Origin of the sequence: Pseudomonas sp. CFBP 13727 (assembly GCF_014841915.1) — a bacterium.
In the GTDB taxonomy this organism is placed as follows: Bacteria; Pseudomonadota; Gammaproteobacteria; order Pseudomonadales; family Pseudomonadaceae; genus Aquipseudomonas; species Aquipseudomonas baltica.
Genome location: NZ_JACYUT010000008.1, coordinates 57,579 through 73,410 on the forward strand (window position 1 = coordinate 57,579; position 15,832 = coordinate 73,410).

The window sequence follows — 15,832 nt, forward strand, 5'->3', positions numbered from 1 at the left end:
AAACTGGTTATCCTTTGGTTTGGGCATGGTTAGAGCTTTCCATCAGACGTATCAGCCCGTCAACTGTGCCTTTGCTCATCCCCATATCCTTCGAGATTAAGGGGAGGGATAGGCCTTTCATCGTGGCATCCCTTATCGCCTCCTTAATTGGATCTGGAACCTGCGCCTCTCCGGTTGGAGGGTTGATTGTAGTGGTCAAATGATCCCGGACACTGAATTGAGTTTTTCCTCAGCGATCGCGGGCGCTAGCCCTTCGTTGAACTGATGCGGTCGCCGCCAGTTGTATCGCTCCATCAGGAACCGGCCGATATCCTGTTGCGCTAGCGCAGCGCTCATGTAGCCCACCGTCGGTATCCATTCACTTTTTAGGCTGCGAAATAGTCGTTCCATCGGCGCATTATCATGGCAGTTGCCGCGACGACTCATGCTCTACGTGAAGCGGTATCGCCACAGTTTCTGACGGAAAATCCGGCTGCCATATTGGCTGCCCTGGTCGCTGTGAAACAATACGTTTTGCGGCCTGCCACGCTGCTCGTACGCCATGTCCAACGCCTTGATTACCAAGTCGGCGTCGGGCTTGGATGAGAACGCCCAACCTACAACGCGGCGGGCACAAAGGTCGATGACAGCCGCCACATAGTGCCATCGGCCTTCAGCCCAGACGTACGTAATGTCACCGCACCAGACCTTGTTCGGGGATGTAACGTTGAACTCTCGATCAAGCACGTTCGGGATATCAGGCCGCACCACGGTAGCCTTTTTGTAGGCATGGGAGCCCGGCTGTTTGCTGATCAAGTTCATCTCGCGCATCAACCTACGTACCTTGAATCGCCCGATCTGCATGCCGTCCTCTTTCGTCATCAGCATGATGCTCCGGCTGCCCGCAGCGCTTCGGCTTTGCGTAAACAGCTCGTTCACGCGGCTGCGCAAAACCACCCGTTCGGTATTCGGATACCGACGTTTCCGGCAGTACGCGTAGTAGCAAGATCGGGTTACTTCAAATACCGAGCACAACAGATCAATCGGCTCTTGAGCCCGCAGTTGATCGATTAACGCGAACGCTCGTGTTCCTCGGCCATCAAGAGCGCGGTGGCCTTTTCTAAGATCGATTTTTCCCGTTCCAGCCGATTGATACGGGCTTCGAGTTCCTGGATTTTTTGCTGCTCAGGCGTCAGGGCTTTGCTGGTCGGAGTAACACCGCCACGTTCCTGCTGGAGCTGGTTCACCCAACGACGCAAAGCCGACTCAACCAGCCCAAGCGAACGGGCTGCTTAGGTATGGCTGTAGCCTTGGTCGAGCACCAGGCACGCAGCCTCGCGCTTGAACTCAGGGGTAAAGGTACGACGTTGCTTGGTCATCAGACACCTCTCTGTTGCGAGCATTCTCGCCTAATTGGGTGTCCGGTTTCATTAGACCACTACACTCTGCAGTGGGCTGCGCCTCAAGATCAACACTAAGGAGGAGAGATTCCGGCTAGGCCGATGAGGCCAGCTTTAGGATGCCAACAAAGCTTAATCCGTACAAATAACGCGACATCCGGATGGATGGACATCCCCGTTTTTTTGCCGTGAACGGTTCCGACGCCTTCAAGTGCTGACTTCACGATGAAATTTAATCACCCGATCAGGCAGCTTCACCGCGTAGATGCTGGCTTCCAAGACCGACCCGGGAGATACCTTGCCCACGTACGACACTCACTGCAGCTGTCGACTCACGCCGAATGGCAAAATTTAACTGACACAAAAATGCGATTTAGCCTACAAACCAATGGTGCGGAAATGCCAACGGCCGCTCGAAGAAGGCCAGAGGAGAAGCGTTGCCTCATCAAAATAAATCTCATCGCCTAGAAAATAAAGCACTATTCAAGTAGCCTGAGATCAGAGGCAGGCTAGCTTTCGAATTGCAGCAGCCAAAAGCCAGCAAGGCAAAATGGATAGCTATCCGTGTCAATGTAAATTCATCTACAAGGATCAGGTGAAAGAAAGCAATGGAAACACAAACAGTCAGGATACCGCTACCGCCCATCAGAGACGATGAGTCCGGGTACAAATATTTAAGCAAGCTTGCTGACTTCATTGTCTCCTCACCAAATAACATTTACATTTTCGATTTTTCTAAATGCTCAATAATTAGCCATAACGGACTAGTCGTAATTGGCGGCCTATGCAATTACTTAAAACAACATGAAAAAAATCGCAGAATGTTTCAAGGCTTTGGACTTAAGAGTCTTCTGCGTCCCAATAAAATCCAGTTCAGCATTGAAAAAATAAGCTCCAGGCTATTAGCGCGCTTGCAGGAGCTGGGATTTTGGGATTATGTACAACCTGATTATGGAATCGTTGGCTCCAGCGACTACATCGGCTACAGACAGCATGACACCGTTTTAAATGACTCTCAGATTGTAGATCACCTTAAAGATAGCTGGCTGACCAATGAAAAGCTTTCAGTATCAGATTCGTTAAAATCCGAAATTGTAAGTAGCATTTATGAAATTTTTATTAACGCATATGGTCACGGACTGAAAGATAATCACAATCAACAAAGTGTCATCTCCTGCGGCTATTATGAACCAAAAGATAAAAAGCTATCTTTATCTGTTTTGGACTTAGGGGGTGGGATAGTGAATTCCGTACAAAAACATATACCTGACCTAGGCACAGAAGCAGCTTTTAACTGGGCTCTCGAATTTGGAAACTCTACGAGAACCGATAGCGCACCAGACTTACCAAGAGGTCTAGGGTTCGGAATTCTAAAAGATTTTGTGATGATTAATGGCGGAGTGCTCCGAGTATGCAGTGACTCCTACATGGCAACAGTACACCCATCTGGAATTTACGTCACTCAGAGTGTACCTGGAAGACTACTGGGCACGCTAGTTAGCATCACCGTTAACTGCGACGACAAACATTACAAGCTCAAGTCAGAAAGCGACCAAATGGCGCCAACTTATTTTTGAGAGGCATAAAATGAAAGTTATAAATGTAAAAAGCATTGTCGGAACTAATGCAATATCGATGAACTCCGGCTCGAAACTTAGAGCGGCCATTCTGGAAGAATGGGGAAGCGAGAAAATTACGCTAGATTTCTCTGGCATTGACGTCTTTGCATCCCCATTTCTCAACGCAAGTATCGGCGCGCTTCTAAAATCCAAAACCATAGGAGAACTCCAGAGCACACTGATTTTTGAAGGAATATCCGATCACGGAAGGAGGCTTCTAAATTTAGTCATTGCAAACGCATTAAAATTCTTCGCTGATGGCGCTGGCAAAACGGACTTAGGCTTGGATCAAGCACAGAAGGATATGTGATATGTTCATTGACATTAAAAAACAGGCGCCATCAGAGGGAGAAAGTTATTTCGTTGATACCAATGTATGGTACTGGATAACCTACGCCTCCTCCAAAACATTTACTGGCAACGGCCCAAAAGGCTATCAGACAGAATTTTATCCTAATTTTATAGAGCAAGCACTGGATAACAAAGGCACCCTATACTACTCTCCACTTACACTAGTAGAACTAACTAGACTTATTGAAAGGTCTGAGTTTGAAATATTCAAAGCTTACAAAAAAACCCCCGACGCGACCTTAAAATCGTTTAGACGAATAGGCAGCGAGCGAAAGGCTGTAATTCAAGAGCTTAAATCTGCTTGGGAGCAAGTCCAAAGCTTGGCCAAAGAACTTCCAGCGCACTTGGAGTTAGGGGTTGCAGATTCGATAATGAAAACAGTGGAGACCAACTTGGTGGACGGCTATGACGCACTATACTGCCACTTCATGAGTGAAAATAAAGTACCAAACATCATCACCGACGACAAAGACTTTAAAGGCATCGCCGGTATTAATTTGTATAGCTGTTACGAGTAGAGCTGGCTTATCGAGTGATCGATTTTTCAGCTCTAAAATCCCCTTACTGGAGCGACTGTGGTTTAGCAGGCCTCTGGCGCCATTCCATGGGGTTGATGCGCAGGGTCAAACTCCGGAGCGCTGCATCAATGCACGGCAAAATACCTGCGATACTTTTCTCACAGGTATTTTTACGCGCTACAGTTCGGAGAGGCTCTTAGCAACGCCTCCAAGTCCAGTAAGCGATTCCGTACCCTCCGACAAGCAACACCATGCAGCCGCCCCATTGCATATATGCGCTAGCCCACCACTCTACGTCCAAGTGCTCCAATGGCATGCCTGGCAAGTATAAAGGCTTGGCGCCCCAATACTGCATCGCAGGCCAGAAGCCGCTCCAGAGCGTTGACAGCGCCAGAGGTAAAAGCGCTCGACACCTTAGGAAACCATCGGCAAGTTCATTCCATATTGCGTAGCCTATGAGCCCAACGCACAGCACAACACTAAATAGCAATCTGCCTCCAGCAGAAACATCTACCCCTATCTGATCAGAAACCCCCTTAGCAAGCGCATAACCAACCAAAGAGAGCCCGGCAGCGAACGTAAGCACTTCAGCGATACGATTACGATTAAAATCCATAGAGCCCCTCCAGTTTTTAGAACTCTCAAATTACCTTAACCACTGAGCAAAAAAACAGTACCAACTTAAGCAATCAGCGGCAGCTATGAGCCCGCAATTTGCGACTTGGGGTTTATGTGTAGAGCGTGTTGGCTAACTGACCAAATCATCACGATTCCAATTTTCCATTCGGGTCTCCAATTGAGTAACTGGTCTGGTATCGGTTGCCACCAAATGAACAGCGTAGCCGCTCACCGGTTGCCTCTCTCTGGCCATGCATCGTCTGCTCCCCGAGCAGGTACAGTAGCGGTACACCCATGAGCTATCGCCACTTACTAAAAATTACGCCAACCTTAATATCTACGGTGCTTTCAGCTTTGTGTACATACGCTAACCTGCGAACAGTTTTATTAAGCTTGCAGCGTTTCTAGGCAACTCATAATCCCTTGGTCGTAGGTTCGAGTCCTACTGGGCCCACCAAGATTTGAGAGCCGCGCTTTGCGCGGCTTTTTTGTTTTTGAAAGGGTTCATCACGGCTCCGCCCAGTCGTCCAGAGGCACGCATTTTCGGGACCCATCAACTCCCTCAATCACCCCATCAAAACAGCCGATTGGCCATTTCCCGCCCCTCTCCGTAACGTACCCGACCGGTGCGACAGATGCGCGCACCGCCTGAGCTTATCCGCATGCTCAGTCAACGATCACGCACGAGCCCCTAATGTCTTTAAATACCCCGCAGCAAATAGCCGAAATTGCCGTCGAAAGCGGTGTCAAGAAGGCCCACCTGAACACCTCATCGCTGATGATCCTGGGATTTCTGGCAGGCGCGTTCATCGCTTTCGGATTTCTTCTCGATATTCATGTCAGCGCGATGATACCCAAGGATTGGGCTTCACTGGGTAACCTGTTGGGCGCTGTGGTGTTTCCCATCGGGCTGATTCTGGTGGTGCTGGCCGGCGGCGAGTTGCTGACCGGCAACATGATGAGCCTGCCCATGGCGCTGTTCGCTGGGCGTATTGGCCTGGGTCAACTGATGCGCAACTGGCTGTTGGTGACCGTGGCCAACCTGATCGGCGCGCTGTTTGTCGCCTATTTCTTTGGGCATCTGGTGGGCTTGACTGAAGGTGCGTTCATGGCCAAAACCGTGGCCATCGCGAATGCCAAGGTGTCGGCCAGTTTCGAACAAGCATTCATTTCCGGTATTGGCTGCAATTGGTTGGTGTGCCTGGCGGTGTGGCTCAGCTACGCGAGCAAGGATGTGGTCGGCAAGGTGGTTGGCATGTGGTTTCCGGTGATGGCCTTCGTGGCGATCGGCTTCCAGCACGTGGTCGCCAATATGTTCGTCATACCGGCGGCAATCTTTGCCGGGGCCTTGAGCTGGGCGCAGTTCGGCGATAATTTTGTTCCGGTATTCTTGGGTAATGCCGTGGGAGGCGCGGTCTTCGTTGGGCTGGCCTATCATGTGGCGTACTTCAAGACGGCAACCGGTTCCGAGGCGTCAGCCACGGTCAGTGGTACGCGAACGCAGAAATAATCCAGCTATGCTGGCGTCAGTACTGTCATCAAGGTTGAGAAATGGACTTCACACCTGTCATCGCCCAGCTTTGGGGCATGCTGAGCTGGGCGCTTCCGCTCCTGCTGCTCATCACGCTGTTCAAGTCGCCGTGGGCCAAGGGTCATATCGGTGAGCTGCTGATACGCCTGTTTGCACGCTGGCAACTGGACCAACACACCTATCGCCGCCTGCACAACGTCACCCTGAATACGCCTGACGGCACGACGCAGATCGATCACGTGTTTCTCTCGGTCCATGGCATTTTCGTGCTGGAAACGAAGAACATGAGCGGCTGGATCTTCGGCACTGAACAACAGGCGCAGTGGACGCAGAAGTTTCCCAGTCGATGACATGTTGCAAGCACTGAAGGCCGGGCGTCTGGCACCGAGCATTGCGACTCATCGCGAACACGTGCAACACCTCAAGCGTCGCAGTGATCCAAGCGCTGAACGTTGTTGCCCGAAGTGCGGCAGTGCGCTGGTCATTCGCACGCGGAAAACGGGAGCCAATGCCGGGCAGCAGTTTTGGGGATGTTCGGCTTTTCCCAAGTGTAGAGTCATGCAAAGTCTCTAAGGTGCTGCGCTCCATCAGGCTGTTGATTGAAGGCAAACTACCCAAATGTTTGCCTGAACGGATCGGCACTTTTCTGTATTGCGGCGACCACGTGCTGCGCTTGCTCCGTCACCTCACCCGAGCTCGCCAGCACCTGCTCCAACGCCTGCAATTGCCTGCGGATCACTTCTTGTGGCTGATCTACAGCACAGAGCTGGGCGAAATCCAGCAAGCCCTGTCGCGAGGCGAACATTGATTTGTTGCCGATCAGGTCCAGGGCAAGTACATCGTCAGGGATATAGGCCGTGGTGTTGACGATGTCGTAGGCGGGTGCAAGCCGTGCATCGCCCTGGGCGGGATTGGCGTAGAGCAGTCCGAAGTTTTTCAGATGAGCATCGCCGTTGCCGACCATGCAGCTGAGAGTCACGATGGCGAATAGCTGAGACAGTGAATGCTCTATCCGGTCCGGGGCGCAGAACATACGGATGGCTCTGGCAATGGACGAGTAGCTCTTGCTGTACTTCTGTTCGGCAGCCAGGCCCATGAGGGCTGTCATGTCCTCGAAGCCAATGGGGTTGAGCTGCTCGTCCCGATCGAAGCGGCGCATGACGAATAGTTTGGTGTTATCGGACAGGTAGAATTCCGGCACGACGATTCCAGAAGCCTTGGCCACGGACATGCAGAGAAACTCGTTGATCGCCAGGCCAGGGAATTCATCTCGGCCGCTCTTGATGATCAGTTCGGACGTTTTCGAGGTGAATCGCTGCGGCGCGTGGTTTTGATGCTCAGGTACCAGCACCTTGGGTTGCACCCCTGAGATGCCGGCACGCAGGATGTACCGATCAACCAGGCTGGCGAAGATGTCCTCGGCACCATCCCAGGCGAGGATCTCATCTAGCCTTTCTCCGGGGAACTGTTGGCGTTGCAACAGCGCATCGACTTCCGGCGAGTTGACTGCGACTCGCCCGATGGGCGAACTGCTGCCTGAAAGAGCCAGGAGTAGCATTGGATCGACGTTTGTCAGCTTGGCCAGGCGATTACGCAGCTGCTCCAGCACGTAACCCTCAGGCAGATTCATCTGGAAGATGGGATGAAGTTCGCGATGGCGATATTCATCCATTCGCGGGGGCATGAGCAAACTGATCGCCCTGTGGGCACTAGCGTCATCGCGATAGCGGAAGATGTAGTCATCTTCGCTGCGCATCACTCTTCCGCTCTCTCCTTCCGGGGTTGAAACCTGCAGTAGGGTCGGCATCAGTCGAATATCCCGTGAATTTCATCCAGCGTGGGCAGCACGGCAGGTATGACCGTGAGTTCGCAATTCAGCGCAGCGAGCACGCGTGCATAGGCGGTCATGCCGACCGAGAGATCGCCCTTCTCGATCGCGATGACCTTCTGCCGTGTGACAAAAGCTAATGCGGCAAGCCGGGCTTGAGTCATGCCACGATTGAGGCGGCGTTGCCGGATTTGCGCGCCCAGACGGGTGGCAATAAGCTCGTAATCCATGTTCTGTATACGTGACAAAGTGAAGTCAATGTAACGTATACCCAACCCTAACGAAAATAAAGCGTCGGCTGACACAAAGTGCAGCCTTTAGGCTCCTCTCTGGAAACCCTCACTTCGCCTGCAAACGAAACCCCAGCAAATTTTCCTGCAACCGGTACTGCTCCCCAATGTTCCCGCAAAAGCTGGTGCGCGGCAGAAAGGCGCCGGCGCCGTTCAGGTAGGGCGGGATGTTATTGCTCTGTTCGCAGCCTTGCAGGATCCGGCCGCGCAGTGCGCCGTTGGCTTGGGCGGAGCGCAGGGCGCCCAGTGGGGTGGTGTCGGCGACGACCAGGGCGCCGGGCGGCACCAGGGTTTCGTAGGTGCGGGCGAACTGGTGCGCGGAGCGGTCTTGCAGGTAGGGCACCAGGTAGTAGCGGATGTCGTTGCGAAACGGCAGGGCTTCGGTGTGGGTCGGCAGCTTGACCCAGCCGTTGGCGTACAGCCCCCACATCGACAGCATGGCCACCGGCCCCGCCAATACCGACAGGTAGACGACGGCAGTGCCGATTCGGCCGCCAGGCAGGTATCTGGCCAGATGGACCACGCCGAGGATGCTGGCCAGGGCGATGCCCGGCAGGAACAGGGTGAAGCGGTCGAATACGCCGTAGGACACGGCGAACAGGAAGTTGAGTAGCAGCGCTGCCCAGAGCACCTGCAGCGCGCGGGTTTTCGGCCACAGGATAAGGCCAAGAATCTGCGGGCCGATCAGCGACAACGCCAGCAGCACCACGGCGTTTTTCTCGTGCCACAGGTCGTCGAATCGCCAGAGCGTGTCGTTGCGGCCGCCGGCGATGATCGCCAGTTGGTCGGGGCCTGCCAGGTAACGGCGGGTGATGTCGAACAGGCTCATGCCAGTGCCCAGGTCGTTGATCACGGCAGGCCAGGCTGGCGCAAAACCCAAGGCGATGCCGGGCAGCACCAGCAGCAGGCGCAGCTTGTGTTGCACGGCCAACTGCACATACAACGGCAGCAGCACCACCAGTGTCAGGGGGTGAATCGCCAGGGCAAGGCCGCTGAGCGCACCGATGGCCAGCAGGCGCCCGGTGGCACCGAGTCGCGCCGGTGCGAAGCACAGCCAGTAGGCGCCGATGATCAGCAGGGCATGCAGCACGTAGGGTTCGGCCTTGGTGGAGGCCCAGAACACGGCGTGGGCCAGCACGGTGGCGGTCGCGGCCAGCAACGCCAGGTGGCGTGGGGTGCCGACACTGACCGCCAGGCCGTGGACGACCACGGCCAGTGGCAGCAAGAGGATGGCGTTGAGCAGGCTGAGCAGGTGCATGCCCAGCAGCGCGTGGATGACACGAGCGACGAGCGCGTAGAACGGATGGCTGACCGGCCCCAGGGAGGAGCTGAAGAACGGGCCCTGGGCGGCGTCGGCCAGCATCAGGCCATTGTCCATCCATTGCACCGGACCGCTGGCGGCCAGGAAGCTGGCGATCACGGCGCACGCCAGCATCAAGCCGGCCACGACGGTCGGCAGGTGCGTGCCACGGGTTGAACTCATGTTCCTTGTTCTCCTGTTCCTTGCTCTGAGGGGCCGCGAGCAGCGGGTTGTTCAGTAAAGGTCTGAATGCAAACAGCAGCGGTGGGTGAACTATCGCGTGGCGAACTATAGAGGGATTGATAGTTTTGCCACTTCAATTTAATCAATCCATTGCACTCAGACTGCCGCTCGCCTGACGCCAGAAACAGCAAGTTCGACTGCACTTTCGACAAGTCGCGTCAAACTTTCCGTTCAACTGCAGGGTGCTGAACAAAAGGCTCTGCGTGATTTGAAAAAGCGTGACTGGCAACATTGCTTTGAGCACGGCGCCGATCAATGGCCTAATCGACGCTCGCCCACTCGCTGATGGAGCCTGTTTTGTCCGACCGCCACTCGTTTGCCCTGGATGCCCTAGACCGCCAACTGATCGCCGCCCTGCAGATCAATGCCCGCGAAAGCGTGGCGATGCTCGCTCGCGGCCTGGGCATCGCACGTACCACGGTCACCGCACGGCTGGCGCGGCTGGAAAGCTCCGGGGTCATCAGCGGCTACGGGGTAAGGCTGGGCCAGCACGCACTGGATGGCGGCTTGCAGGCTTACGTCGGCATCACCGTGCAGCCGCGTTCCGGCAAGGACGTGGTACGGCGCCTGAGTGGCATGGCGCAGGTGCAGCAACTGTGCGCCGTCAGTGGCGAGTTCGATTACGTGGCCTGGCTGCGCACCGATTCGCCGGAACAACTGGATGAGTTGCTGGACCAGATCGGCAGCGTCGACGGGGTGGAGAAAACCACGACCTCGATTATCCTCAGCAACAAGGTGGACCGCCGGGGTTGAGTGCGAGCAGGCACACTGCAGCAACGACGCATCCAATCGACCGATAAAACGTCACATCGACGACACTTTGCGTCTTATTTACCGCAGCGCCCTTGCCTAGAATGAACGTGCCTTTTCTTCGTTCAGCCTCAGCCAAGGTCCCCCATGAGCCCAACTTCGCGTCACCCCGCCGACGGCAAGAAGCCCGTCACCGTTTTCGGCCCGGACTTTCCCTTTGCTTTCGACGACTGGATCGAGCATCCGGCCGGGCTGGGCGTGATTCCCGAGCATCACCATGGGGCCGAGGTGGCCATTGTCGGCGCCGGTATCGCCGGGCTGGTGGCGGCCTACGAGCTGATGAAGCTGGGCCTGCGGCCGGTGGTCTATGAAGCCTCGAAAATGGGCGGGCGCCTGCGCTCGCAGAAGTTCGAGGGCACCGAGGAGATCGTTGCCGAGCTGGGCGGGATGCGCTTTCCGGTTTCGTCCACGGCGTTCTACCACTACGTCGACAAGCTCGGGTTGAAAACCAAACCCTTTCCCAACCCGCTGACGCCGGCTTCGGGCAGCACGGTGATCGATCTGGAAGGCGAGACCTACTACGCCCAGACCCTGGCCGACCTGCCGGCGCTGTTTCAGGAAGTCGCTGACGCCTGGGCCGATGCACTGGAGGAAGGCGCACGCTTCGGTGATATCCAGCAGGCGATACGCGATCGTGACGTGCCGCGCCTCAAGGAACTGTGGAACACCCTGGTGCCGCTGTGGGACGACCGCACCTTCTATGACTTCGTGGCCACGTCCAAGGCCTTTGCGCAGTTGTCATTCCACCACCGCGAGGTGTTTGGCCAGGTTGGTTTCGGCACCGGCGGCTGGGATTCGGACTTCCCCAATTCGATGCTGGAAATCTTCCGTGTGGTGATGACCAACTGTGACGATCACCAGCATCTGGTGATCGGCGGCGTGGAGCAGGTGCCGCTGGGCTTGTGGAAACATGCGCCCGAACGCTGTGCTCACTGGCCGGCCGGCACCAGCTTGGCTTCACTGCACCGGGGCGCGCCGCGCGGCGGGGTGAAGAAGATCGCCCGCGCCGCCGATGGTCGCTTTGCGGTGACCGATCACTGGGACGACACCCGCCACTACGCCGCCGTGCTGACCACCTGCCAGAGCTGGCTGCTGACCACCCAGATCGAGTGCGAGGAAACGCTGTTTTCGCAGAAGATGTGGATGGCGCTGGACCGTACCCGCTACATGCAGTCTTCGAAGACCTTCGTCATGGTCGACCGGCCCTTCTGGAAGGATAAGGACCCGGAGACCGGCCGCGACCTGATGAGCATGACCCTCACCGACCGGCTGACCCGCGGCACCTACCTGTTCGACCATGGCGACGACAAGCCAGGGGTAATCTGCCTGTCGTATGCGTGGATGAGCGATGCCTTGAAGATGCTGCCCCACCCCGTGGAGAAGCGCGTCAAGCTGGCCCTGGATGCCTTGAAGAAGATCTATCCGAAAGTGGATATCGCCGCGCGCATCATCGGCGATCCGATCACCGTGTCGTGGGAAGCGGATCCTTACTTCCTCGGTGCGTTCAAGGGCGCCCTGCCGGGTCACTACCGTTACAACCAGCGCATGTATGCGCACTTTATGCAAAGCGCGCTGCCAGACGCACAACGCGGTATCTTCATCGCCGGTGACGACGTGTCGTGGACGCCTGCCTGGGTCGAAGGCGCGGTTCAGACGTCACTGAATGCGGTGTGGGGCATCATGACCCACTTCGATGGCTACACTCACCCGGAGAACCCTGGGCCGGGGGATGTTTTCGACGAACTGGGGCCCATTGCCCTGTCGGATTGACCGTGTCCCTGATCGCCACACTTGATCAACAGACTTGATCACAACAGGAGCCCGCATGCGCATAGCCTTGTACCAATGCCAGTCCCAACCGCTCGACGTCGAGGGCAACCTTGCCCGTTTGCAGGCGCGTGCCCGTGAGGCCGCTCAGTGGGAAGTCGAACTGCTGGTACTGCCGGAAATGTTCCTGAGTGGCTACAACATCGGCGCCGAGGCGGCGCGCACCCTGGCGCAGGCCAGTGACGGCGCCAACGCCGAGCGGGTCGCGCAGATCGCCCGGCAATTCGGCCTGGCCATTGTGTACGGCTACCCGGAACGAGATGAACAGGGCAACGTGTACAACGCGGTGCAGTTGATTGACCGCACCGGTGCGCGCCTGGGCAACTACCGCAAGACGCACCTGTTCGGCGACGCTGATCGCGCCATGTTCAGCGCAGGCGAACAGGCGAGCGAGCTGCTCGAGTTCAATGGCTGGAAGTTGGGGCTGTTGATCTGCTACGACCTGGAATTTCCGGAGAACGCGCGCCGGCTGGCTGCTGCCGGGGCCGAACTGATTGTGGTGCCCACAGCCAACATGGTGCCCTACGGGTTCATTGCCGAGGTGACTGTGCGCAGTCGGGCTTTCGAGAATCAGTGCTACGTGGCGTATGCCAACTACTGCGGCAAGGAAGTGGAGTTCGAGTACTGCGGTTTGAGCAGCATTGCCGGGGCGGATGGGCAGCAGATTGCCAAAGCCAGCCGTGACGAAGCGTTGATCGTGGGTACCTTGGACAAAGCCACGCTGGTATCGGCGCGCACTGCCTTCAGCTATTTGAACGACAGGCGGCCGGAGCTTTATTAAAGCCCGCCTGTGGGAATGGTCATTGGTCGCGAAAGACATGCCGGGGTACATCCGATACAGCGCGGCGTTTTTTTCGCGGCCACTGGCCGCTCCTACGGAGATCTGGTGGTCTGTGTGGGAGAAATGGCGCTTGGCCAGTGATGTCAATAAACCATCATAGGGGTGTTCCTATCTCCATGGTGGTTTTTTTTTGACGACGTTAAATAGTCGGCTTCTGTAGGGATTTCGAGGTTCGGCCACGCTTGCGGAACGGCTGAGCCCAGACGCTGTGCGGGTTTGCGAGCCGTGCAGCGGATTGGCGGGAGGAAAACGTCAGAAACCCACAATTAAGCAGCAATATGCCAGCGCCAGAAATAAATTCTGATATAAATCATATACTTAGGGTATTTCAACGCGGCCATCCTAGCCAGTGCACTATTTTTGACGAAAGCGATTGACAGTCCCCCTGCCAAAGCCGATATATCACCCATCTGCCGCCAACACAGCAGTTGCAGTGGTGCCAAAGAGCGCCACGCACATTCGACCCACTACCCCGTATTGCCTTGCAGTCGCTGACTTTGAATACCGGTCCGCGCTGTGTGTTCTGGCGTGTGCAGTCAGCCAGGCTCATTGCAGTACGCGGTCGTTGCGTGCAAACGAAGTTGGAAGTCGCAAGTTCAAGGGATCGTCGAGTACGAACCGGGCGGTAGCTTTGCCCAAACATATAGAACGTTAGTTATGGCGTTCAATCAATCGCGTGTCCAAGGAGGGTTCTTCCTCATGCCACATTTGTTCAACCTGGATGAAAGCACGTCGCGCCGCCTGGCGGCCGATATGAACGAACAGGGCTATGCCGTACTGGAAAACGCTTTGGCGCCCTACGTGCTGGAAGAACTTCGTGCCTATGTGGATGACCAGGCTGCGCGCCATAACAACCAATATTTCGCGTATCATGGCAATGCGCCACTCGTGGGCAGCCGATTGGCTGCCACGGCGGTGTCGAGCGAATTCCGCCAGCACCTGGCGCGCCTGCACGAGCAGGGCCAGGGCCATGCCGCCCCCAGCGACCAGGTGTTCCCGGTGCTGCGTTGCGTGCAGGGCCACAGTGGCTTGAAAGAATCCAACGCGTTTCACTTCGATGCCACTCTGCTGACCATGTTGGTGCCGATCTTCATTCCAGACCAAGGCAAGGACCGCGGCGATCTGGTGCTGTTTCCCAACCTGCGCCGCGTGCGTGGCAGCGTGCTGTTCAACGCAGTCGAGAAGGTCGTGTATCAGAACCCGCTGTGCCGCCGCCTGATGGGCTGGTGCATCGAGCGTGGCTGGCTCAAGCCGCTATTGCTGCGCATGAAGCCTGGCAATGTGTATTTCTTCTGGGGCTATCGCTCGCTGCATGCCAACCAGCCATGCGATCCGGCGCACCGTCGTGCCACCGCGCTGTTCCACTATGGCGATCCGCATGCCGGCAGTCTGACCACGCGGATGATTCTGCGGCTCAACCAGCACCGCGCTCGCCGCGCAGTCGCTCGCAGCAAAAGTCAGGCGTCCTGAGCGGACAACACCGTGTTGGACACTTCGGGGAATGGCGAGCAGCCAGGGAGCAGCAAATGATCAACGTAACCAAGTCCTATCTGGGCGACATCGACAAGTTCAAGGCCTATGTGGACCGTATCTACGAGTCCCACTGGCTGACCAACCACGGTCCGCTGTGCTGCGAGCTGGAGGAGCGCCTGAAGGATTACCTGGGCGTGCGCCACCTGATCCTGACCAACAACGGCACCCTGGCACTGCAAGTCGCCTACCGCGCCCTGGGCCTGTCCGGCAGCGCCGTGACCACCCCGTTCAGCTTCGTGGCTACCAGCAGCTCGCTGCACTGGGAAGGCATTCGCCCGGTATTCGCCGACATCGACCCGCACACCTGGAACATCGACCCCGAGCAGATTCCAGCCAGCCTGCAGCCCGACACCAGTGCCATCGTTGCCACCCATGTGTTCGGCAACCCTTGCGCGGTGGAGCGCATCGAAGCGATTGCCCGCCAGTACCGCCTCAAGGTGGTGTACGACGGCGCGCACGCTTTCGCCGTGAAACAGGCCGGCCAGTCGGTCTTCAACTGGGGCGATGCCAGCACCCTGAGCTTTCATGCAACCAAGCTGTTCCATACCATCGAGGGTGGCGCAATCGTCACTAACGACGACGATGTGGCTGCCCGTGTGCGCAAGCTGTGCAACTTCGGCATCACCGACGTCGACAAGATCGAAGGCCTGGGCACCAACGCCAAGCTCAATGAGTTCTGCGCCGCCATGGGCCTGAGCGTGCTCGACGACATCGACAACATCCTCGAGCGCCGCGCCGAGATGGGTCATTACTACACCCAGCGCCTGGGTGGCTACCTGGACCTGCAACGTCAGGCCGACGACAGCCAGATCAACTACAGCTACTTTCCGGTGGCGTTGCAGAACGAAGCCCAGGTGCTGGCCATGCGCACCGCGCTGCAGGCCGACGGCATCAACCCACGACGTTATTTTTACCCCTCGCTCGATACCCTGGACTATCTGCAACCGCAAGCGGTCCAGTACCAGTCGCGCAGCTTGAGCGACCGTGTGCTGTGCCTGCCCATCTACCCTGGGCTGGCACGCGCCACTCAGGATCAGGTCATCGATACCCTGCTGCGCGGCCACGAGCTGCATTATCCACAACCCGTTGCATGGGCCGCCGCCGTATGAACCGCCGTAACCAAAGCCTGAAAGCGTGCAACCAG

12 protein-coding genes and 2 pseudogenes are annotated in these 15,832 nt (G+C 56.6%); 10 read left to right on the top strand and 4 right to left on the bottom strand.

Features of this window, described 5'->3' with window-relative positions:
- Positions 1-195: 195 nt before the first annotated feature.
- A pseudogene (locus IFT76_RS20380) lies at positions 196-1,358 on the bottom strand (IS3 family transposase).
- A gap of 629 nt (positions 1,359-1,987) precedes the next feature.
- On the opposite strand from IFT76_RS20380, the gene IFT76_RS20385 reads away from it, so the two are divergent.
- The 5 genes and pseudogenes from IFT76_RS20385 to IFT76_RS20405 all read left to right on the top strand — a co-directional run bounded on the left by IFT76_RS20385 (position 1,988) and on the right by IFT76_RS20405 (position 6,589).
- On the top strand, positions 1,988-2,956 hold the full coding sequence (locus tag IFT76_RS20385) for a hypothetical protein (RefSeq protein ID WP_192060060.1): 969 nt from the start codon (positions 1,988-1,990) through the stop codon (positions 2,954-2,956).
- A 10-nt stretch (positions 2,957-2,966) separates the two neighbouring features.
- The gene (locus IFT76_RS20390; protein WP_192060062.1) at positions 2,967-3,308 is read left to right on the top strand and encodes an STAS-like domain-containing protein; all 342 of its coding nucleotides are present in this window, start codon (positions 2,967-2,969) and stop codon (positions 3,306-3,308) included.
- Between the two features lies 1 nt (position 3,309).
- Entirely contained in the window at positions 3,310-3,867 is a 558-nt protein-coding gene (locus tag IFT76_RS20395; protein WP_192060064.1) for a type II toxin-antitoxin system VapC family toxin, read from the top strand.
- Positions 3,868-5,179: 1,312 nt separating this feature from the next.
- Positions 5,180-5,995 carry a formate/nitrite transporter family protein gene (locus tag IFT76_RS20400; protein WP_192060066.1) on the top strand — a complete coding sequence of 272 codons (816 nt, stop codon included), beginning with the start codon at positions 5,180-5,182 and terminating at the stop codon, positions 5,993-5,995.
- Between the two features lie 41 nt (positions 5,996-6,036).
- A pseudogene (locus tag IFT76_RS20405) lies at positions 6,037-6,589 on the top strand (NERD domain-containing protein).
- 37 nt (positions 6,590-6,626) lie between these two features.
- Here the strand turns inward: IFT76_RS20405 and IFT76_RS20410 are convergent.
- From IFT76_RS20410 to IFT76_RS20420, 3 genes are all read right to left on the bottom strand, one after another.
- Positions 6,627-7,823 carry a type II toxin-antitoxin system HipA family toxin gene (locus IFT76_RS20410; RefSeq protein WP_192060068.1) on the bottom strand — a complete coding sequence of 399 codons (1,197 nt, stop codon included), beginning with the start codon at positions 7,821-7,823 and terminating at the stop codon, positions 6,627-6,629.
- Positions 7,823-8,074, bottom strand: a complete 252-nt coding sequence (locus IFT76_RS20415; RefSeq protein ID WP_122477203.1) for a helix-turn-helix transcriptional regulator — start codon at positions 8,072-8,074, stop codon at positions 7,823-7,825. Before IFT76_RS20415 ends, IFT76_RS20410 begins: the two co-directional genes overlap by 1 nt.
- A gap of 109 nt (positions 8,075-8,183) precedes the next feature.
- The gene (locus IFT76_RS20420) at positions 8,184-9,617 is read right to left on the bottom strand and encodes a DUF2723 domain-containing protein (protein ID WP_192060070.1); all 1,434 of its coding nucleotides are present in this window, start codon (positions 9,615-9,617) and stop codon (positions 8,184-8,186) included.
- Between the two features lie 345 nt (positions 9,618-9,962).
- Between IFT76_RS20420 and IFT76_RS20425 the strand changes: the two genes are divergently transcribed.
- From IFT76_RS20425 to IFT76_RS20445, 5 genes are all read left to right on the top strand, one after another.
- Positions 9,963-10,430, top strand: coding sequence for an Lrp/AsnC family transcriptional regulator (locus IFT76_RS20425; RefSeq protein WP_185795339.1), 468 nt, complete (start codon positions 9,963-9,965; stop codon positions 10,428-10,430).
- Between the two features lie 144 nt (positions 10,431-10,574).
- Complete coding sequence (locus IFT76_RS20430; RefSeq protein ID WP_122800782.1) at positions 10,575-12,257, top strand: flavin monoamine oxidase family protein; 1,683 nt, start codon at positions 10,575-10,577, stop codon at positions 12,255-12,257.
- 55 nt (positions 12,258-12,312) lie between these two features.
- Positions 12,313-13,095, top strand: coding sequence for a carbon-nitrogen hydrolase family protein (locus tag IFT76_RS20435; protein ID WP_192060072.1), 783 nt, complete (start codon positions 12,313-12,315; stop codon positions 13,093-13,095).
- A gap of 759 nt (positions 13,096-13,854) precedes the next feature.
- Positions 13,855-14,625, top strand: a complete 771-nt coding sequence (locus IFT76_RS20440; RefSeq protein ID WP_122477118.1) for a hypothetical protein — start codon at positions 13,855-13,857, stop codon at positions 14,623-14,625.
- Positions 14,626-14,681: 56 nt separating this feature from the next.
- Positions 14,682-15,797 carry a DegT/DnrJ/EryC1/StrS family aminotransferase gene (locus IFT76_RS20445; RefSeq protein ID WP_185795342.1) on the top strand — a complete coding sequence of 372 codons (1,116 nt, stop codon included), beginning with the start codon at positions 14,682-14,684 and terminating at the stop codon, positions 15,795-15,797.
- Positions 15,798-15,832: the final 35 nt, after the last annotated feature.